The 19,586-nt window shown below is 54.8% G+C and carries 23 protein-coding genes; all 23 read left to right on the top strand.

The features are described from left to right. Nucleotides 1–11 precede the first annotated feature (11 nt). The 23 genes from secY to WC859_02295 all read left to right on the top strand — a co-directional run bounded on the left by secY (nucleotide 12) and on the right by WC859_02295 (nucleotide 19,160). On the top strand, nucleotides 12–1,343 hold the full coding sequence (gene secY, locus WC859_02405) for a preprotein translocase subunit SecY (protein ID MFA5975002.1): 1,332 nt from the start codon (nucleotides 12–14) through the stop codon (nucleotides 1,341–1,343). A 5-nt stretch (nucleotides 1,344–1,348) separates the two neighbouring features. Further along, nucleotides 1,349–2,002, top strand: a complete 654-nt coding sequence (locus WC859_02400; GenBank protein ID MFA5975001.1) for an adenylate kinase — start codon at nucleotides 1,349–1,351, stop codon at nucleotides 2,000–2,002. Continuing rightward, nucleotides 1,987–2,772: a type I methionyl aminopeptidase gene (map, locus tag WC859_02395; GenBank protein MFA5975000.1), complete on the top strand. Its 786-nt coding sequence runs from the start codon at nucleotides 1,987–1,989 to the stop codon at nucleotides 2,770–2,772. The genes WC859_02400 and map overlap by 16 nt, the downstream gene beginning before the upstream one ends. A 9-nt stretch (nucleotides 2,773–2,781) precedes the next feature. Next, nucleotides 2,782–3,000, top strand: a complete 219-nt coding sequence (gene infA / locus WC859_02390) for a translation initiation factor IF-1 (GenBank protein ID MFA5974999.1) — start codon at nucleotides 2,782–2,784, stop codon at nucleotides 2,998–3,000. A 64-nt stretch (nucleotides 3,001–3,064) separates the two neighbouring features. Then, nucleotides 3,065–3,178, top strand: a complete 114-nt coding sequence (rpmJ, locus tag WC859_02385; protein MFA5974998.1) for a 50S ribosomal protein L36 — start codon at nucleotides 3,065–3,067, stop codon at nucleotides 3,176–3,178. Between the two features lie 9 nt (nucleotides 3,179–3,187). After that, entirely contained in the window at nucleotides 3,188–3,595 is a 408-nt protein-coding gene (rpsM, locus tag WC859_02380; protein MFA5974997.1) for a 30S ribosomal protein S13, read from the top strand. 9 nt (nucleotides 3,596–3,604) lie between these two features. Continuing rightward, complete coding sequence (rpsK, locus tag WC859_02375; GenBank protein MFA5974996.1) at nucleotides 3,605–4,060, top strand: 30S ribosomal protein S11; 456 nt, start codon at nucleotides 3,605–3,607, stop codon at nucleotides 4,058–4,060. Beyond that, nucleotides 4,060–4,692 carry a 30S ribosomal protein S4 gene (gene rpsD, locus WC859_02370; protein MFA5974995.1) on the top strand — a complete coding sequence of 211 codons (633 nt, stop codon included), beginning with the start codon at nucleotides 4,060–4,062 and terminating at the stop codon, nucleotides 4,690–4,692. Before rpsK ends, rpsD begins: the two co-directional genes overlap by 1 nt. Before the next feature lie 26 nt (nucleotides 4,693–4,718). Next, nucleotides 4,719–5,738, top strand: a complete 1,020-nt coding sequence (locus tag WC859_02365) for a DNA-directed RNA polymerase subunit alpha (protein MFA5974994.1) — start codon at nucleotides 4,719–4,721, stop codon at nucleotides 5,736–5,738. Between the two features lie 2 nt (nucleotides 5,739–5,740). Further along, a complete protein-coding gene (rplQ, locus tag WC859_02360) occupies nucleotides 5,741–6,091 on the top strand; it encodes a 50S ribosomal protein L17 (GenBank protein MFA5974993.1) in 351 nt (116 codons plus the stop codon). After that, nucleotides 6,092–7,126 (top strand): rod shape-determining protein, encoded by a 1,035-nt coding sequence (locus WC859_02355; GenBank protein MFA5974992.1) that lies wholly within the window; start codon nucleotides 6,092–6,094, stop codon nucleotides 7,124–7,126. A gap of 49 nt (nucleotides 7,127–7,175) precedes the next feature. Further along, nucleotides 7,176–8,021: a rod shape-determining protein MreC gene (gene mreC, locus WC859_02350; protein MFA5974991.1), complete on the top strand. Its 846-nt coding sequence runs from the start codon at nucleotides 7,176–7,178 to the stop codon at nucleotides 8,019–8,021. Then, a complete protein-coding gene (gene mreD, locus WC859_02345) occupies nucleotides 8,018–8,512 on the top strand; it encodes a rod shape-determining protein MreD (GenBank protein ID MFA5974990.1) in 495 nt (164 codons plus the stop codon). The genes mreC and mreD overlap by 4 nt, the downstream gene beginning before the upstream one ends. A 3-nt stretch (nucleotides 8,513–8,515) precedes the next feature. After that, on the top strand, nucleotides 8,516–10,333 hold the full coding sequence (gene mrdA / locus WC859_02340; protein ID MFA5974989.1) for a penicillin-binding protein 2: 1,818 nt from the start codon (nucleotides 8,516–8,518) through the stop codon (nucleotides 10,331–10,333). Continuing rightward, nucleotides 10,326–11,669, top strand: a complete 1,344-nt coding sequence (locus WC859_02335; protein ID MFA5974988.1) for an FtsW/RodA/SpoVE family cell cycle protein — start codon at nucleotides 10,326–10,328, stop codon at nucleotides 11,667–11,669. Before mrdA ends, WC859_02335 begins: the two co-directional genes overlap by 8 nt. Next, nucleotides 11,669–13,375 (top strand): Rne/Rng family ribonuclease, encoded by a 1,707-nt coding sequence (locus WC859_02330; GenBank protein ID MFA5974987.1) that lies wholly within the window; start codon nucleotides 11,669–11,671, stop codon nucleotides 13,373–13,375. The genes WC859_02335 and WC859_02330 overlap by 1 nt, the downstream gene beginning before the upstream one ends. Nucleotides 13,376–13,429: 54 nt before the next feature. Next, nucleotides 13,430–13,744 carry a 50S ribosomal protein L21 gene (gene rplU / locus WC859_02325; protein MFA5974986.1) on the top strand — a complete coding sequence of 105 codons (315 nt, stop codon included), beginning with the start codon at nucleotides 13,430–13,432 and terminating at the stop codon, nucleotides 13,742–13,744. A gap of 9 nt (nucleotides 13,745–13,753) precedes the next feature. Next, nucleotides 13,754–14,023, top strand: coding sequence for a 50S ribosomal protein L27 (gene rpmA, locus WC859_02320; GenBank protein MFA5974985.1), 270 nt, complete (start codon nucleotides 13,754–13,756; stop codon nucleotides 14,021–14,023). A 69-nt stretch (nucleotides 14,024–14,092) separates the two neighbouring features. Continuing rightward, the gene (gene obgE, locus WC859_02315; protein ID MFA5974984.1) at nucleotides 14,093–15,373 is read left to right on the top strand and encodes a GTPase ObgE; all 1,281 of its coding nucleotides are present in this window, start codon (nucleotides 14,093–14,095) and stop codon (nucleotides 15,371–15,373) included. Then, entirely contained in the window at nucleotides 15,363–16,148 is a 786-nt protein-coding gene (gene proB / locus WC859_02310; protein ID MFA5974983.1) for a glutamate 5-kinase, read from the top strand. Before obgE ends, proB begins: the two co-directional genes overlap by 11 nt. A 132-nt stretch (nucleotides 16,149–16,280) precedes the next feature. After that, nucleotides 16,281–16,586, top strand: coding sequence for a co-chaperone GroES (gene groES, locus WC859_02305; GenBank protein MFA5974982.1), 306 nt, complete (start codon nucleotides 16,281–16,283; stop codon nucleotides 16,584–16,586). Nucleotides 16,587–16,613: 27 nt separating this feature from the next. After that, nucleotides 16,614–18,239, top strand: a complete 1,626-nt coding sequence (gene groL / locus WC859_02300) for a chaperonin GroEL (protein ID MFA5974981.1) — start codon at nucleotides 16,614–16,616, stop codon at nucleotides 18,237–18,239. Between the two features lie 444 nt (nucleotides 18,240–18,683). Continuing rightward, nucleotides 18,684–19,160 (top strand): hypothetical protein, encoded by a 477-nt coding sequence (locus WC859_02295; protein ID MFA5974980.1) that lies wholly within the window; start codon nucleotides 18,684–18,686, stop codon nucleotides 19,158–19,160. The last annotated feature ends 426 nt before the right edge of the window (nucleotides 19,161–19,586 follow it).

The following is a 19,586-nucleotide window of genomic DNA, read 5'->3' as shown; positions in this document are numbered from 1 at the left end:
CGACGGAGAGGATGGGCAACCCGATCGCGGATATTTTCAAAGTTCCGGAGCTTAAGCGCCGGATCTTCTTTGCATTAGCGATTATCACCGTTTACCGCATTGGCGCGACCATTCCTGTACCCGGCGTGAATACCGATGCGCTCCGAGCTTTTTTCTCGGCTCAACAGAACACGTTGCTTGGATTTTTAAACATTTTTTCCGGCGGGGCGATGGGGCGTCTGGCCATCTTCGCCATGGGGGTTGGTCCTTATATTAATGCGTCGATTATTATGAGCTTGCTGCAGGGGGCTCATGTGATCCCTTACCTTGACCGGTTGGCCAAAGAAGGCGAGCAAGGTCGTAAGCGCATGAATCAAATCACGCGTTATATGACACTGGTCTTGGGGGCGCTGCAATCCTTGGGCTTGACGCTGACGATTTCAAAGATGACGGCACCGGGCGGATTGCCGATTGTGATCAACCCGACACTCGGTTGGATCGCCATGACGGTTCTAACATTGACCACGGGGTCCGTTTTCATTATGTGGCTTGGAGAACAAATTACGGAGCGCGGGATTGGAAACGGCGTGTCACTCATTATTTTTGCGGGGATCGTCGACCGGCTTCCGGCGGCCATCGCCGATCTGGTGCGGTTGGTTCGGATTGAAGAAATGTCATTATTTATGGCTCTGGGGCTTGTGATCTTTGTGATTGCTGTAACGGGATTGGTCGTATGGGTTGAAACGGCTCAGCGCAAAATTCCGGTTCAATATGCCAAGCGTGTCGTCGGTCGCCGGATGTATGGCGGCGCCAGCACGTATCTTCCGATCAAGGTGGATCAGTCCGGCGTGATCGCGGTGATTTTCGCCGTGTCTTTACTCGCGGTTCCGATCACGGTGGCCGCTTTTTTCCCGCATTCCGCCTGGGCCTCGCGGATTGCTCAGCTGGAACAACGCGGGAGCTGGATCTATGAGCTGCTCTATGCGGGATTGATTATTTTTTTCTGCTATTTCTATAATTCGGTATCGTTTAATCCATCTGATTTAGCCGAGAATTTGCGCAAATGGGGAGGCTTTATCCCCGGGATCCGACCCGGCGAGGCGACCGCGCACTATATTCAAAAGATTCTGGAGCGCATTACTCTCGGTGGCGCGCTGTTTGTGGCGGCGATCGCGGTGCTGCCGGATATCCTCAGACGGGCGGTGAATGCTCCGTTTTTCTTTGGAGGGACAGCGCTGCTGATCGTCGTGGGTGTGGCGCTCGATACCATCGTCCAGATTCAGTCGCATCTCATCATGCGGCACTACGACGGTTTCTTCAAAGGCGGCGGCTTCAAAGGCCGTTGGTTCAATGTTGGAAACTGACGATCATGGGCACACGGTTCATTTTTCTTGGTCCTCCGGGCGCCGGTAAGGGGACGCAGGCCGTTGTTGTCAGCCAGCAATTAGCGATTCCGGCCATTGCAACGGGCGGAATCTTTCGCGAGGCGATCGCCAAAGAGACGTCCATGGGAAAACAGATTGCCCAGTTTGTGAACGCCGGCCTTCTGGTTCCGGATCAGCTGACCAACGCGATTGTCGTGGAGCGTCTCAAACAGAAGGACTGCAAGAAAGGTTTTATTCTAGACGGGTATCCCCGAAGTCTGGGGCAGTCGAAGTCGTTGGATGTCTATTTGCAAAAGTCACACCGTCCTCTCGATCGGGTTCTTTATTTTAAGGTGGATGCGGCCGTTGTAATCGATCGGATGGCCAAACGACGCATCTGCAGTCACTGTGGACAGACCTATAACCTGTTTTCGCAGCCGCCCCAAACGGACGGCAAGTGTGATAAGTGCGCGGCTCCTCTGGTGATGCGTACCGATGACCACCCTAAATCGATTCGGAAGCGTTTGGCGGTCTACGAAGAGACGACGAGCCGCTTGTTGGAGCAGTACGAGAAAAAAGGAACTTTAAGAGTGGTCAATGCGTCATTATCCGTCGAAGAAGTCACCCGGCAGGTCGCGGCTGTATGTTCCGAAATTTAGTGGATCAACCGTCACGGATTGAACTCAAAAGTCTGCGAGAAGTGGAATTGCTACGTAAAGCCGGTCACGTAGCGGCGGAGATCCTCATGACGTTGAAAAGCAGGATTGTCGCGGGGATGGCCACGCGCGACATCGATCAGATGGCTCAGGAGTTGATGCGGAGCCGATGTGCTCGTCCTGCTTTTTTGAACTATCGAGGGTTCCCTGCGACTGTTTGTACGTCTATTAACGAGGAAGTGGTTCACGGGATCCCTGGGCCCCGTCGTTTGAAAGACGGCGATTTGCTCAGTGTGGATATCGGGATGTTCGTCGAGGGGTATTGCGGTGACACGGCCATCAGTTTTGTTGTAGGGGGGAAGGCCTCTCTGGAGCAAGAGCGGCTGATAAAAGCCGGTCAGGAGTCGCTTCAGGCATCGATCGAAGCGTGCGTCATTGGAAATCGACTTGGGGATGTTTCTTCGGCCATGCAAGCGGTGATTGAAAAGGCCGGCTACAATGTGGTACGCGAGTATGGCGGTCATGGGATTGGCCGGGCGATGCATGAAGAACCCCATGTACCCTGTTACGGTAAACAGGGTACCGGGATCCGTCTCGTGGAAAACATGGTCCTGGCTTTGGAAGTGATGGCCAATGAAGGAACCGCCGACATTCGTCACAAGCCGGATGGCTGGACCGTGGTGACGGCGGACGGCCGCCCTTCTGTGCATTATGAGAAAATGGTTGCCCTGACGGTTCACGGGGCTGATGTGCTGACGCCCCATACTAACTGAGGATTCTGAATGGCGAAAGAAGAAAAGATTGAAGTGGAAGGACGCGTTGTGGAAGCCTTCCCGAATGCCATGTTTAAAGTGGAGATTGAAGGCGGCCATCAAGTTCTGGCGCATATTTCGGGGAAGATGCGCATGCATTACATCAAGATTTTGCCGGGAGACAAGGTGAAGGTGGAACTTTCGCCCTATGACTTAACGCGTGGGCGCATCACCTTCAGGGAGAAATAAGATGAACCCCTCGACTTCGCTCAGGGTCATCTTGAGCGACTAAGCAAGGGGAAGGAGTCGAAAGATGAATGTTCGGGCATCCGTTAAACCGATTTGCAGCAAGTGCAAAGTGATTCGACGAAAAGGTGTTGTTCGCGTGATTTGCAGCGAACCGCGCCATAAACAACGACAGGGGTAAGGAGTCTTTATGGCGCGTATTGCAGGAATTGACCTTCCGAAAGAGAAGCGCATTGATATCGCGCTTGCGTATATTTACGGTGTCGGACGACCGTTGGGTCGGAAACTGGTTGTCGAGGCTCAGATTGATCCGGCCACCCGGGTGAAGAATTTAACCGAAGGTGAAATCAATAAGCTCAACACCCTGATCTCGCGCGATGTCAAAGTCGAAGGCGACCTGCGACGTGAGATTCAAGCCAGCATCCGCCGTCTGATCGATATCAACTCGTATCGCGGTTTCCGGCATCGCCGCAACTTGCCCTGTCGCGGTCAGCGGACCAAAACGAACGCTCGAACCCGGAGAGGTCGTCGCAAGACGGTGGGCGCGGCGCGCGCTGAAAAGCCGTCAACGGCCAAACCCGCGGCAGCCGCTAGTTAAGGAGAATTTATGGCAGAACAAAAACCAAGCAAACCTGCTTCATCCGAAAGTCGACCGGCTGCAGGAGCGCCGCCGGCGGGGGCGCGCAGTGCCACCCGCAAGAAAAAGGTCTGGCGTAACGTGACTGTCGCGCGGGCGCATATTCAATCCTCTTTCAATAACACCATTGTCAGTATTACGGATGAACAGGGGCAGGTCATTGTCTGGGCGACTGCCGGGAGTTGCGGTTTCAAGGGCACCAAAAAGGGAACGCCTTTTGCCGCCCAGGTGACCGCCGATACCGCGGCCAAACGCGCTCTTGAAGCGGGTGTCAAACAGGTGCATGTGCAGGTGAAAGGGCCTGGGTCAGGTCGCGAAACAGCGATCCGAGGGCTCCAGGGGGCGGGCTTGGCCATTCTTTCCATTCGCGACGTAACGCCTATTCCGCATGACGGTTGCCGGGCGCCCAAGCCAAGGAGAGTCTGATGTCACGATATACTGGTCCTGTGTGTCGGTTGTGCCGCCGCGAAGGCACGAAACTTTTTATCAAGGGAGAGAAATGCTATTCGGCTTGTACCCTTGAAAAGGGCAAGCGGAAGTCGGCTCCGGGGATGCATTTAGCGCGGCGAGCCAAGATTTCGGAATATGCGCGTCGGTTGCGTGAGAAGCAAAAAACAAAACGAATCGCCGGTTTGACGGAAGAGCAGTTTCGTCATTATTTCAGAAAGGCGGAGCAGCTCCCCGGGCTGACCGGTGAGAATTTGTTGAAGTTGCTGGAGACGCGGCTGGATAACATTGTCAAACGTCTGGGGTTTGCCGCTTCAGAAGCGCAGGCTCGTCAGCTGGTCTTGCACGGCCACGTGAAAGTGAATGATAAGCGGGTGGATGTTCCGGGTTACGCGGTTCAGCCGGGAGATCGCATTGCTTTGTCCGATGAAATGCGTCAACATGCCGCTGTCCAGCAGTCCCTGCAGGGAGCTCAAAAACGGGGGCCTTCTCCCTCGTGGCTGGAAGTGAACGTGGCGCATGCCTCCGGCAAGATGCGCAGTTGGCCAACGCGGGATGAAATTTCGTACCCGATCGACGAACAATTGATCGTTGAGCTTTACTCTAAATAACCAGATTAAGCGAGGAGGACGTTCGGATGAGACTGAAAGATTTGGTTCTACCACAGCGGCTGGAGTGCGACCAGGATACATTGACGGACACCTACGGCCGTTTTTATGCCGAGCCCTTTGAGAAGGGGTATGGCCATACGATCGGTAATTCGTTGCGGCGCATCCTGTTGTCCAGTCTTGAAGGATGTGCCATTACGGCTGTTAAAATCGACGGGGTGGTTCATGAATATTCCTCCATTAAGGGAATTCGTGAAGATATCGTTACGATTCTTTTGAACCTAAAGCAGTTGCGGTTCAAACTGCATACGCCTGACCCTGAAATTCTGCGTCTTTCCGTGAAGGGTGAACGAGTGGTTCGCGCCAAAGACATCGAACCCAACGCCAATGTCGAGATTCTGACCCCCGAGTTGCCGATCGCGACGTTGGATACCTCCGGACAGCTGGCTCTTCAGATGTGGGTCGCCCGAGGTCGCGGTTATCTCTCAGCAGACCGGCAAAATCGTGAAAGCTATCCGGCGGACACGCTCATGCTGGATGCGCTTTTCTCTCCTGTGACAAAAGTGCATTATGACGTTGAGAATTCCCGCGTCGGGCAGGTCACAGACTATGATCGTTTGATCCTAGATGTCTGGACGGACGGTTCCGTTGCTCCGGGCGACGCGATCGCTTATTCAGCCAAGATCCTGAAGGACAGCCTCTCCATTTTCATTACCTTTGAAGAGGAAGAAGTGGTCCCGGTTGAGGAGTCGGCTTCTTCCACGGCGACGGCTGCAGCGGTTGGCGCTCCGGATGTTGAACGTCTCCGGGAGTTGTTAAACCAGCCGGTGGATATTATCGAGTTATCCGTCAGAGCTTCCAATTGCCTCAAAGCCGCCAAAATTCGAACGATCGGGGACTTAGTCTCGAAAAAAGATGAAGAACTTGTTTCGTACAAGAATTTTGGTAAAAAATCATTGGACGAAATCAAAGAACGCCTGGCAGAGTTAAACCTGACACTGGGGATGGACCTCACCGGAGTGCTTCCGCCAGTGAAGGCGACGGCCTAATCATGAAAACACACGCAGGGCGTAAACTCGGACGAATTACCGGCCACCGCTTCCAGATGTTCCGGAACATGGCCACGAGCCTTCTCCACCATGAGAAGATTGAAACGACGGTCCCCAAAGCGCGGGAGGTGGCTCGTTTTACCGAGCGTCTGATCACGGCGGCCAAAGGGGAAGGCCTTTCGGCCCGGAGGAAAGTCGCCCGGGATATTCGGGATAAAAAAGTCCAAACCAAGCTTTTTGAGGTTTTGGTTCCTCGTTATAAAAGCCGGGCAGGCGGGTATACGCAGTTCATCCGAATCGGTTCCCGGTTGTCAGATGGCGCTGAAATGGGTATCCTTAAGTTGGTTTCCTAAATGTTTAATTATTTGTTCAGCCTCTTCAGCAATGACATGGGTATTGACCTTGGAACGGCCAATACCCTTGTTTATGTGAAAGGGCAGGGAATTGTTCTTCGCGAGCCGTCCGTTGTCGCCATTGAAAAAGACACTCGTAATGTATTGGCGATTGGCGCGGAGGCCAAGCGGATGCTGGGCAAAACGCCCGCCAACATCATTGCGGTGCGTCCCTTGCGCAATGGCGTGATCGCCGACTTTGATGTGACGGAGCGGATGATTCGTTACTTTATTAAAAAAGTCCATAACCGCCGAAGCTTGTTACACCCCCGGGTGGTCATCGGCGTGCCCTCCGGTATTACCGAAGTTGAAAAACGCGCGGTCAGAGAATCCGCCCAACAAGCGGGAGCCCGTGAAGTGTATTTGATCGAAGAACCGATGGCCGCAGCTATCGGGGCGGATATTCCGATTAACGAGCCTCGAGGCCATCTGATTGTGGATATGGGCGGTGGCACCACCGAAGTGGCGGTTGTCTCTCTGGGAGATATGGTTGTATCCAAATCACTCGATGTGGCCGGAGACGAACTGGATGAGTCGATCATTCAGTACTTCCGCCGCAAATACAATCTGTTGATCGGAGAAACATCCGCGGAAGATGTTAAAATCAAAATTGGCTCTGTTTTCCCTTTAGCGGAAGAACAAGTGATGGATGTTAAAGGGCGCGACCAGGTGACAGGATTGCCGAAGACGGTTGCGATTACGTCTGAGGAAGTCCGCCAGGCGCTGGCAGATCCGATCAAACTCATTATTGAGGTCATTAAACAGACTCTGGAAGAAACCCCGGCCGAATTGGCCGCCGATTTAGTGGACACCGGAATTGTTCTGGCAGGAGGCGGAGCGCTTTTGCGCGGGCTTCCTGACCTGTTGTCTCAAGAGACGGAACTCCCGGTTGTCATGGCAGCAGATCCTTTGACCTGTGTGGTCATGGGAACAGGGCGCTATTTAGAAGAGTTGGATCAAATGCGGCGAGAGCGCCGCACCCTGCCGCTGCATTAAACCGGGCGCCACCCTGCGGGCGCGTTTCTTCCTGAGTCCATCGGGAACCATGGACTGGGAACTTTACCAACGATACCGCGCCACTCTCCTATTACTGGGAGTTGTGTTTGTTTCCTTTCTGTTGCTGATCTTCCAGCGCACCTCTGTTGTTCGGCATTTAAGGACTTTCCTGGTTATTACGACGTTGCCGACCGAGCGTTTCCTGTCTGGTTTAAAAGCGCCGCCGGAAAATTCCCCTGTCACAGAGTCCTCTACCCCGTCATCCGTTAACGAGCCTCTGGCCACCGTTCCTTCCTGGGGGGGACCACCCGAGGCGCGGCGAACGGTTCAGGTCCTGAGACAGGAAAACAAACGGTTGCTGGATCTTCTCGAGTTACAGGAACGGCGCTGGCCGCACGCTGTGGCCGCTCATGTGGTGGGGCGAGACCCTCAGCGGTGGTTCCAAGAGCTTGTCCTCGACAAAGGGAAAAGAGACGGTGTTTCCATTAATAATCCTGTCATTGCCGTCGTGGGGGGGCGGGAGGGCCTGGCGGGGCGCGTCACGGACGTGGCCGATCATGTCGCGAAAGTCATGTTGATTCAAGATTCGCTCAGCGCGGTGGCCGCGACGGCCTTTGGGGTTGGCGCCGAAGATGGGGTGGTCGAAGGAAGCAACAGCCATGATCTCTATCTGCGTTATATTGATCGCAACAGCCGGATCAAAATTGGGGATCCGGTCCTGACTTCTGGACTCGGGGAAAACTTTCCGGAAGGCATCCCGATTGGTTGGGTCGAGGAGATCGGCTTGGATCCTCGACAACTCTTTTTACAGGCTCGTTTGCGGCCAGCGGTTCAAACGGGTGGGCTCCATGTGGTTTTGATTCTGGTCCATTCGACCGAAAGGCCCCACGAGTGAAGCGATTCTTGTTTTATGTGCTGACGATCTGGCTCGTCTTGTGGGCACAAGTGCTGCATAATCATTATTTGGGTGGTTCCCGTTTTTCCGTTGATTTGATCCTGATCGTGGTGTTGTATTTCGGTCTTCTTCGCGGACCCGTCACCGGACAGGTCATGGGCTTTGTCTGGGGGCTCTTGATTGACGCGTCATCGCTTGGCGTGATGGGGTTGCATGGCCTGCTCTATGCGCTGGCCGGTTATGGGGCGGGGATGTTGCGGCGGCAGCTGGATGAGAGCAAGGCGTTTACGCAAGTGATTCTCACGTTTGCTGTTTCCGTTTGTTACACCGGTTTGTATCTGGTTCTGGATCATCTCTTTGCAACAACCACTCGATCCATGGGGTGGCAGTTGGCGGTCCAGCCGTTGGTGAATGCGTTCTTGGCCCCCATTTTCTTCTGGTCTGTCCATGCCTGGGTCGAGCTGTGGCAGTTGTTCCCGGCGGAGAATTAATCGATGGCTTTTTTAGTTGGAGCGGCGGCCCAATCGGTTCGCGCCTGGCGCGCGAGATGGCTCATGACCTTTTGTTTTTTTGTGATGGGCACCTGTTTGTTGCGGTTGGGTTATCTGCAGATCATTCGCGGACGGGCTTTTGTCCAGGCTTCGGAAAACAATCATACCCAGGTGCTGGTGGAACGGGCGCCGCGCGGGCGCATTCTTGACCGAAACGGGGAAGTGCTGGCAGACGATCGACCGGTTTTTGTGGCGCTGTTTTCTCCGCTGGGATTGGGTCCTGCGGACTTCCAGCGAGCGGTGGGGCGGCTTTCCGTCATTCTCGAAGTGCCCCCCAATGAATTGGAACGGCGCCTTTTTGCGGCGGTCCGGGCCAAGTCCATGATGCGCATTTCGGACCGCCTGACGCGCGCTCAAGCGTTCAGGATTCTGCAGGACCGTCCCCGTTTGCCGGGAATCTCGTTGACGATCGAAGAACAGCGTTATTATCCCAAAGAGGTGTTTGCTTCCCATCTTCTGGGTTATGTTGGCCAGATTACGGAAGATGAACTGGAGAAATTCGCTGAGCAAGGCTACCACTCAGGGGACTGGATCGGCAAATCAGGGCTCGAGCGGCTTTACGACCCTTCCCTGCATGGTCAGGACGGTGGTTTTCTGACAGAAATCGATGCCCGTGGCCGGCAAGTGCGCGTGGTTCGCCATCTGCTGCCTCAGGCCGGCAAAGACTTGGTTCTGACGATTGATTATAAACTTGAGAAGTTAGCCGAAGAACAGCTTCGCAGCACAGGACTTCCCGGGGCCGCGGTCGTTCTCAATCCTCAGACAGGGGAGGTGTTGGCTCTCGCCTCCTCGCCAGGGTTTAATCCAAATATCTTTTTGCCGCTTGGGGATTCCGAAGAACGCAAGCGTTTGCTCCGAGACCCTGAACTGCCGCTCTATAACCGCACCATTCAAGCGCTCTATCCGCCGGGATCGACCTTTAAAATCGTTTCGTCACTGGCTGCTTTGGAAGGGCATCGCGTGGATCCCGCGGAAACCATCTATTGTAACGGTTCTTATTCCCTGGGGAAAGAGAGGCGTATTTTTCATTGCTGGAAACCAAAGGGGCATGGAAGCATTAGTTTTCTCGAGGGGTTGGCTCAGTCTTGTGATGTGTATTTTTACCATCTTGGGCAGCGGACCGGGTCGGAAGCGATTGAGAAAATGGCCAAGCTGTTCGGCTTGGGACAACTGACCGGGATCGATCTCCCGCATGAAAAGCGTTGGGCGCTTCCCCTGGCGTGGAAAGAGGCGCATCGTCAGCATTGGCAGGGTGGGGACACCCTGAACTATGCCATTGGCCAAGGATTGCTTCAGGTGACCCCGTTGCAAATGGCCAATTTGATTGCGGCGGTCGCCAACGGAGGATCTTTATGGCAACCCTATTTGGTCGCAGAAGCCAGGCATTTCGGTGAGAAACCGGAACGTCTGGGAAGTTCCCACCGGCTTGGTCGTATTGCGATTTCAAATGACGCATTGGATTTAGTTCGAAAGGGGCTTTTGCTGGTGGTTCAGAGCGGGACCGGTGCCGCTTCCAAAATCAAAGGAGTTGATGTTGCCGGTAAAACAGGCACCGCCCAAGCATCCAAAGGCAAAGACCATGCCTGGTTTGTCGCTTATGCTCCGGCGGAAAACCCGCAAGTCGCCTGCGCTGTTGTGGTGGAGCATGGGGGACACGGGGGCTCTATGGCCGCACCTATTGCGCACGATCTGCTGGCGCTGGAGCTCGGGAGAAGCGAGACCGAAGGGCATGGAGAAGAATTGAGAACAGAAAGTGATTAAACGAACCGAAGCCCTGGATCATTGGCGCCGGCGGGTGGACTGGCCGCTCATGGCGGCCGTCGGGGCCCTCCTCGCCATTGGATTAGTGGTTGTTTTATCGGCGACCAGTCCCATGGGAAACCCTGCCCGTTACATGATCAAGCAGTTGACGGCGGTGAGCGTTGGGATGATCGGTCTGGTTTTGCTGACGAGTCTCAATTATCAAATATTTCGTTCGCACCCGTGGATTCTCTACGCCTTGACGTTGGTGGCTCTTCTCTCGGTTCTTTTGGTCGGTCGCCGCATTCATGGGGCGAAAAGCTGGATAGTTTTTGGGCCGGTGTCGGTTGAGCCGGTGGAGTTCGCGCGCATCGGTTTCATCCTCGTGTTGGCGGCCATTCTAGACCAGCCGGAGCGTGAGATGCGTCCGCTTCGACTGCTGGCGGTGGTTTTTGCATTAGCCGGGGGCCATATGGGATTAATTCTCCTGGAACCGTATCTGGGGGGAATTCTCGCCTATGTGCCGATTGTGCTGGGGATGCTTTACTTCGCGGGGATGCGCCCCTTGTATCTTTTGGCTGTTATTTTCTACGGAAGCGTTGCCGCCGGAATCCCGATTTTGTCGACCTTTTTTTCGATACAGCCGCAGCTGATGGATTCCTATCCCCTGTTGCGCTTTTTGATTGCGAGTACGGCGGGTGGGCGGAAAGCGATTGAATTGCTGTTCATCACAACTTCCGCTATTTTCGCGCTGTGGTGGTTTTTCCAAAAAATGCGGTTCCGGATTCCCTGGCGATACCCGCTTTTTTTGTCGTTGATCATTCCTCTGGGCATTTATTCGGCTCATCTGGCCCAGCATTCCATTAAGGATTATCAGCGTAAACGGATCGTTGTTTTTTTAAGCCCCGGGTTCGATCCTTTAGGAGCGGGTTACAACATCTTGCAGTCTGAAATTGCCGTGGGGAGCGGGCGGGTGTTCGGGAAAGGCCTTTTTTCCGGTTCACAGACCCAGCTGGGTTTTTTGCCGGAGAAACACACCGATTTCATTTTTTCTGTCATCGGGGAAGAACTAGGTTTTCTGTGGGCCTCCGTGGTTTTGATCGCTTTTGCGGTGATCACCTGGCGTGCCTTTGTGATTGCGACGGAAACTCAGGATAGGTTTGGATCCCTGGTCGCCGTGGGGCTCGGTTGTTTGTTTGGATTTCAGTGTGTCATGAACATCGGCATGACCATCGGTCTGTTGCCAGTGACCGGGGTGGCCCTGCCCCTCGTTTCCTATGGCGGATCGCACATGGTGAGTGGCCTGCTGGCCATCGGTCTTTTGCAAAGCGTTAACTTTAGGAGGTATATCTATTAATGGATAATTCTGAGAACACATCAAACACGGTGGATGAGACCCCCAAGTCCAATCCCCCGGTCGAATCGCACCCCCCGGCTGCGCCGTTGTTGTTGCCGGCTCCTGCTCTCCCGGACGAACCGTTGGAAATCGTGGAAGCGCCCGATAAAGACGTGGAACGTTTCTCCCGTCATAAGCGGATCACTCCCCACCAGAGCCCATATCATCACGGTTTCCGCCGCCATGGAGAGCGAGACCTCCGGCACCGCGAACCCCGGGAGAATGGGAAAGAACAAAAAAAAGAGATCCTGGTCAATTGTTCCCCCGAGGAAACCCGTGTGGCTGTCCTTGAAAACGACGATCTGATCGAGCTGCTGATCGAGCGTTCGGAGTCCGAAAAGATCGTTGGAAATGTATACAAAGGCCGTGTGGAAAACGTCCTTCCGGGGATCTCCAGCGCCTTTGTGAATATCGGTCTTGAGAAGAATGCTTATCTGTATGTCAGCGATGTCCTGCCGACGGGCAAAAACGCCCCGTCCTCACAGATCGAGAAGATGATCTCGCGCAATGACATTGTGATGCTGCAGGTGGCCAAAGAAGCGATCGGCACCAAGGGCGTCAAAGTGACCATGGATATTTCACTTCCGGGCCGTTTCCTGGTTTATATGCCTATCGCCGAACATCTGGGGGTGTCCAAAAATATCGAAGACCGCAAGGAGCGCGACCGGTTGCGCAGCATTGTCGAGAGCTGCGCGCCTGAGAAGGGCGGCGTGATTATCCGGACCGAGGCCGAAGGAGCCGACGAACAGGCCCTGCGGCGTGAAATGGCCTACCTGATACGGCTCTGGGAGAATATCTCGCGCCGCTATGAGAGTTCACCCATTCCCAGCTTGATTCATCGCGATCTGGGTCTTGTATTTCAGACGGTGCGGGATGTTTTTACGGAAAGTACGTCCATTTTCCTTGTCGACTCCCGGAGCGAATACCGGGATCTGATGGAATTCCTGGACTCCCTGAGCCCGGAGTTGAAGAGCCGCGTGAAGCTCTATGAAGGGAAAACGCCTTTGTTTACGGCGTTCCATATCGAAGAGCAGATCGAGAAAATCCGGTCCGCGCGCGTGGACCTGCCCTCGGGTGGCTACATCATTATTCAGGAGGCGGAAGGTCTGTGCGCCATTGATGTGAACACCGGCAAGTTTACCGGGAATCGCTCGCAAGAGGAAACCGTGACCGCGACGAACGTGGAAGCGGCTGAAGAGGTAGCCCGCCAGTTGCGCCTGCGGAACATCGGCGGCATTATCGTGATCGACTTTATCGATATGCGGCATGCCCGCAACCGGCAAAGGGTCATGGAAGTATTGGCTCATCACGTGCGCACGGACCGTGCCAAGATCAAGATCCTGCCGATCACGCGACTCGGTCTGATCGAGATGACCCGTGAGCGCAAGCGCGAATCCCTGTTTGCGCTCCTCGGCGAAGCCTGCCCGCAATGCCATTCCAGTGGCCGGGTTCTCTCTAAAGACTCGATGTATGTGAAGCTGAAGCGTGAAATCTTGACCACGACGCACGGCCGGCCCGGGAACACCATCAAATTGTTCCTCAATCCGGCGGTGGCGCAGTACTTCCAGGAGCGCCATCAGCGCCTGGAGCATGCGGTCAAGCATCACTTAATCATTCAGCCGGATCCCAATCTGCCCTGGGAAGAATTCCGCATCCTGATTGAGTAAGGTGCACGGAAATTGCTATTATTAGGACTTCCAAATTAAGCAAAGAGGCTTTTTATGTACGCAATTATTGAAACAGGCGGCAAACAGTATCGTGTCGAAGAGGGGACCCGTCTCCGGGTGGAGTCGTTGCCTCATCAGGTCGGAGAGGAAATCGCTCTCGATAAGGTCTTATTGCTTCAGGCGGACAGCGGCCTGAAAATCGGCAAACCGGTGGTCACCGGCGCCAAAGTCACGGCGCAAGTGGTGGCCAACGACCGGGCGAAAAAAGTAATCGTCTTCAAAAAACGATCCAAAAAAACATACAAAAAATGGATCGGTCATCGGCAGAACTATACCGAACTGTTGATCAAATCCATTACGGGCGCTTAGGGGTTTCTTATGGCGAGTACAAAATCTCAGGGTAGTTCATCCAACGGTCGCGATTCGGCCGGCCAGCGCTTGGGGATCAAAGCTTACGGCGGAGAAGTCGTGACCGCTGGTTCCATTATTGTTCGCCAGCGCGGGACCAAATTCTTCGCGGGCCTGAATGTGAAAATGGGCTCAGATAACACGCTTTTCGCGCGCATTCCGGGCACGGTGAAGTTCGAGTGGCAGTCCAAAGACCGTCAGCGCATTTCGGTTTATCCGGTCAACGCCAAACCGGCCTGATATCCGTTTCCTCTGAACCGTAGGGGCGCACCGCTGTGCGCCCTTATTTTTTTGGCACCCCAAATCGTTATGTCCACCGAATCCAAAGACCGATCCATGTTCATCGATCACGCCCGCATTGTGGCGCGCGGCGGCAGCGGCGGCGACGGCTGCCTGTCGTTCCGGCGCGAGAAGTATGTCCCCATGGGCGGCCCCGACGGCGGCAATGGCGGGAAAGGTGGAGACGTCTTTTTGAAGGCTACCCCGGATAAGAAATCACTTCTCGATCTCACGTATCGTCCTCATTTTTATGCGGCGGATGGGGCGGGCGGCAGGGGATCCGATAAATACGGGGCTGGCGGCGAAGACCTTTGGGTCGATGTGCCGATGGGAACCGTTGTCTACCGGAACGGAAAAGCCATCGCCGACCTTAAAACTCCCGGCGAAACGTTAAAGGTGGCCCAGGGTGGCCGCGGCGGGCGCGGCAATGCGGCGTTTAAGACCCATCGCAATACCGCCCCACAGCTCTCTGAAAAAGGGGAGCCTGGCGAGACCTGTGAGCTAGAGCTTCAACTCAAGCTTCTAGCGGATGTGGGTCTCATCGGAGCGCCGAATGCGGGTAAATCCACGCTGCTGTCGCGTCTGACCAGCGCCCGTCCCAAGATCGCGGCTTATCCGTTTACCACCCTCAACCCGAATTTGGGTGTGGCCGACTGGCACGGGACCCGTACGATCTTTGCGGATATCCCCGGCTTGATCGAAGGGGCGCATGCCGGCAAAGGGCTGGGGCACGACTTCCTGCGCCACATCGAACGCACCCGAATTTTGTTTCACATGGTGGATGTGTTCGGGTTCGGCCCGGATGATGCGGCCACAACGATCAAAGTCATTGATCAGGAATTGAAGCTCTATTCTCCGATACTGATGAAAAAACCGATGGTCCTTGTCGTCAATAAAATGGATTTAACCGGAGCGGATCAGGCGCTTGCCCAATTGAAGAAGAAATTCAAACGCGCCCGGTTTTTCCCGATTTCTGCAGTCACGGGTGAAGGCGTCGACGCGCTTCTGGCCTATGCCGCTAAAGAACTGGCGAAAGCAGAACCCGAGGCGGCCCAGGTGGAACCGGAGGAACCGCTGCGCTTTATCGTGGAGATGGACTATCAGGTCCAGAAAGAAGCGGACCACTTTATCGTCACGGGCGCGAAAGTGGAGCGTCTGGCGGCCATGACGCGCTTTGATCAGCAGGAAGCGTTGAAGCGGTTCCAGAATATTCTTAAAAAGATGGGTGTGGAAAAAGAATTGGCCCACCAGGGAGCCCAGCCCGGTGACAGCGTCCGCATCGGTAAGGTAGAATTTTTCTATGAACCTTAAACGTCTGGTGGTCAAAGTCGGAACCAGCCTGGTGGCCCGGAAGGAAGGACTCCTGGATCAAGAACGTCTCGCGCGTTTTGCCCGCGAGCTTTCCGAAGTTCGAAAACAGGGAGTCGATGTGGTCCTGGTCACCTCCGGAGCGATCGCCGCCGGCATGGGGGAACTCGGATGGAAGAAGCGTCCTTCGGAGTTGTCCAAAAAACAAGCGGCGGCCGCGGTGGGCCAGCCCCGGCTCATGGAGAGTTATCGCTACTACTTCCGGCAGGAAGGCGTCAGCGTGGCCCAGGTGCTGCTCACCCGGGAAGATTTTGAGAACAGGACCCGCCGGGAAAACGCCCGCGCAACTCTTTTTACCTTATTTAAGGCCGGTGTGATTCCGATTATTAATGAAAACGACACCGTGGCTGTGGAAGAAATCCGGGTCGGTGACAACGACACGCTGGCCGCGCTCGTGGCGATTCAGGTCAAGGCCGACCTGCTGGTTCTTTTTACGGATGTGGACGGTCTCATGACGGTCCACCCGCAGGATGGCCCGGGGGAACTGATCCCCCTGGTCGACAAAGTGAACGCTCATATCGAAGCGATCGCCCATGCCGTTCCTGGAACCGAAGGGGGCACCGGCGGGATGTCGACCAAAATCCGGGCCGCCAAACTGGCGACGCGGCAGGGTGTGACCCTGGTGATTGCCAACGGCCAAAAACCCGGAATATTGGAGCGCATTCTCGCCCATGAAGCGGTCGGCACCCGCTTTCTTCCCGCAACTCCTCGTCGATAACCCGTTTAAATTGGCACCCTGCTTGACAGGCTGCTAATCAATTCGTAAAATTAGCACTGTCAGAAACTGAGTGCTAACCTGCCAAGGTTTTTGATGCAAATCCGAATTAAAAACTGTTAGAGGAGGTTCATTATGGCCGTAGCTGCATCCGTTAATTTGAGACCGCTGGGCGACCGCGTACTCGTCAAGGCTGTTGAGAAAAAAGACGAAATGCGTGGAGGGTTGATTATCCCGGACACCGCGAAAGAGAAGCCCCAGGAAGGCGAAATCATCGCCGCCGGCAAGGGCAAAATCGGGGACGATGGAAAGCTGATCCCGATGGATGTCAAAGCGGGGGACCGGATTCTGTATGGGAAATACTCGGGAACCGAAGTGAAGATCGATGGTCAGGAATATCTCATCATGCACCAGGACGATATCCTGGGCATTGTCGCATAACCGTTATCTTTCTGGAGGAAAATAACAATGGCTAAGCAATTGAAATATCAGGACGAAGCCAGTCGCGCCATTAAATCGGGCGTCGACAAGCTCGCCAATGCCGTACGGGTCACCATGGGCCCCAAGGGCCGCTACGTGGTGCTCGACAAGAAATTCGGCTCGCCCACCATCACCAATGATGGCGTGACGATCGCCAAGGAAATTGAACTGGAAGACCCGTTTGAAAACATGGGCGCCCAGCTCGTGCGGGAAGTGGCTTCGAAGACGAACGACGTGGCTGGTGACGGAACCACCACGGCGACCGTGCTCGCGCAGGCCATTATCACCGAAGGTCTCCGCAACATTACGGCCGGCGCCAACGCGATACACATCAAGCGCGGGATCGACAAAGCGGTGGATCTGGTTGTGAAAAGCATCAAGGCGGCGTCCAAACCGGTGAAGGATCAGGAGATCGAACAAATCGCCATCATTTCGGCGAATGATCGCGAAATTGGAAAACTTATCGCGGATGCAATGAAGACAGTGGGCAAGGACGGCGTTATTACGGTGGAGGAAGGCAAATCCGCCATTACCGAAATCGACAAAGTCCAGGGCATGAAGTTCGACCGCGGCTACGTGAGCCCCTATTTCATCACGGACCCGGAGCGGATGGAAACCGTTCTGGAAGACTGCTCCGTGATCATCACGGACAAGAAGGTCAGCGCGCTCAATGAAATGCTGCCTTTCCTCGAGAAGTTCCTGCAGGCTGGCAACCGGCCTTTCCTGCTCGTCGCGGAGGAAATCGATGGTGAAGCGCTCGCGACGCTCGTCGTGAACAAACTGCAGGGTCGCTTGAAGTGCGCGGCCGTTAAAGCTCCGGGCTTTGGCGATCGCCGCAAGGAAATGCTTCAGGACATCGCCATTCTCACCGGCGGCAAGGTCATTTCCGAAGAGCTGGGCGTCAAGTTTGAAAAGGCCGAGATCACCATGATCGGCAGCGCCAAGCGTATCGTCGTCGATAAAGAGAACACCCTGATCGTCGATGGCGGCGGGGATAAAAAGGAAGTGGAGAAGCGCGTCAACCAGATCCGCAAACAGATCGAAGACACCACCTCCGACTACGACAAAGAAAAGCTCCAGGAGCGCCTGGCGAAGCTCGTAGGCGGTGTGGCCTTGATCAAGGCGGGCGCTTCCACTGAAACCGAAATGAAGGCGAAGAAATTCAAGATTGAAGACGCCATGCACGCGACCCGCGCGGGTGTTGAAGAGGGCATTGTAGCCGGCGGAGGCATTGCGCTTCTGCGGGCGGCTGATGCGCTCGACAAGACCAAGGGGGATGACGCAGACGAGCAGACGGGCATCAACATCGTCCGTAAGGCGCTCGAGCAGCCGGTCCGGCAGATCGCCGAGAACGCGGGGGTTGAAGGCTCCGTTGTTGTGGACAAAATCCGCGCTTCCAGCGACCCGAACTTCGGGCTCAACGCCGAGACGCTCCAGTACGGCGACCTGCTCAAACAGGGTGTTGTCGATCCGGCCAAGGTGGTGCGCACCGCGTTGCAGAACGCGGCCTCCATCGGGGGCCTGCTTCTGACCACGGAAGTCCTTGTCACGGACATCCCGGAAAAGAAAGCCGGCGCGCCTTCGGGCATGCCCAACCCGGCGGAAATGTATTAAAGGACAGGAACAAATGCTGAAGGTCGAACATCGGCCATGGCATTAGAACTGTAGGGGCGCACCGCTGTGCGCCCGTCCTCGAGAATGTAACAAAAAGCCCCCGGCCAGCAATGGTCGGGGGCTTTTTTGTCAGCGGGCAGAACCGCTTTTCCGTTCGCTCCGGGTGGGTTTCCGGGCGCGCAGCCGTCTTGGCCGCTCGTTTCCGAGCCCCACACACGGGTTCCGGACTCATATCCGGCCGGTCTGCTCGCTGAACCCGCAAGTCTCCGCCACACGGCAGGCGGAGCGCGCCTGTAGTGTGGCGCTCGCTCCGCCGGACAGAGGCCTGCGGGCGATACGACACATCGGATGAGAATCGTAGGGGCGGCCGGCTGACCGCCCGGAGTTGAAGGAACGAATGGACAAAATAATGAGAGAGAGGTGTACGGGTGGACGGAAACATTCATGGATAATAAAAATGAAGAAATGTTCGTTTTTAATAGGTTTGCATTCGATGATTTCACTGAAGCACTAAGAGCTGTTAGAGTTTCCAAGGTCTTGGAGAATGTAGAAGCGAAGTCGTTTTTAGTCCGTTACTCTGTAATAGCTTACTGCCGTCCTTTTACGAAGTGTAGGGGAAAAATTGAAAATACCATCCGACTGGATGAATCCTATGTCCCGCCGGAACATCTTCCATTTCATCGTCAACTTCTTGATTTGCGCGACCAATTGATAGCACATACTGATCTTAAAGTCCTCGATCCAAAACTCTATGGCTGGAAAACCAAGGTGGGGCCGATGTATCCAATCGGTTTTAAACCTCCAGATCCAAAAGAAGTGTTAAAGCAAGTCGATTCCCTGGAAGCGATTTTTTCGTCAGTCATGGATGAAGCGCATCGGCGAATAACTGCGATGGAGAAGAGCTTGCCTTTGGATGGATGATAAATCAGGATAGGGGACGTTGCTTCCGTTCTTCAAATCAGGATAGGGGACGTTGCTTCCGTTCTTCATTTGCGGTGGTGCCAGTAAACGTTCCAGCCGAACGGGGTAGCCGTAAATTTAGGCTGCTTTGCGGGTGCTCGGCGGGCTAACCCTACCGGAATCCTTTCACGAGTGGAATAGGCGGGAGCTTGAGATGAGAGGGGTTTGACCCAAAGCTGAAAACTACCGCGGTTCCGGTGCCATAGCGATTCGACTTGTTTTAGCGTAGGGATAAGAGACGTTTTTGCCTAACCGTAGGTTTACGCGGCTTTGCGGGTTCTTGAAGGGTTAATCCTGCCGGAATCCTTTCACAAGTGGCCATGGGCAGAATTGTTTTTATAGGAGTCCAAAATACCCTCCTTGACGATGTCTTCAATCGCTTTTTCC

The sequence above is a fragment of the Elusimicrobiota bacterium genome (genome assembly GCA_041660185.1).
Lineage (GTDB): Bacteria > Elusimicrobiota > Elusimicrobia > 2-01-FULL-59-12 > 2-01-FULL-59-12 > JBAZWU01.
The sequence above is the reverse complement of the archived record's forward strand: the minus strand, read 5'-3'. Positions and strand labels throughout refer to the sequence as shown.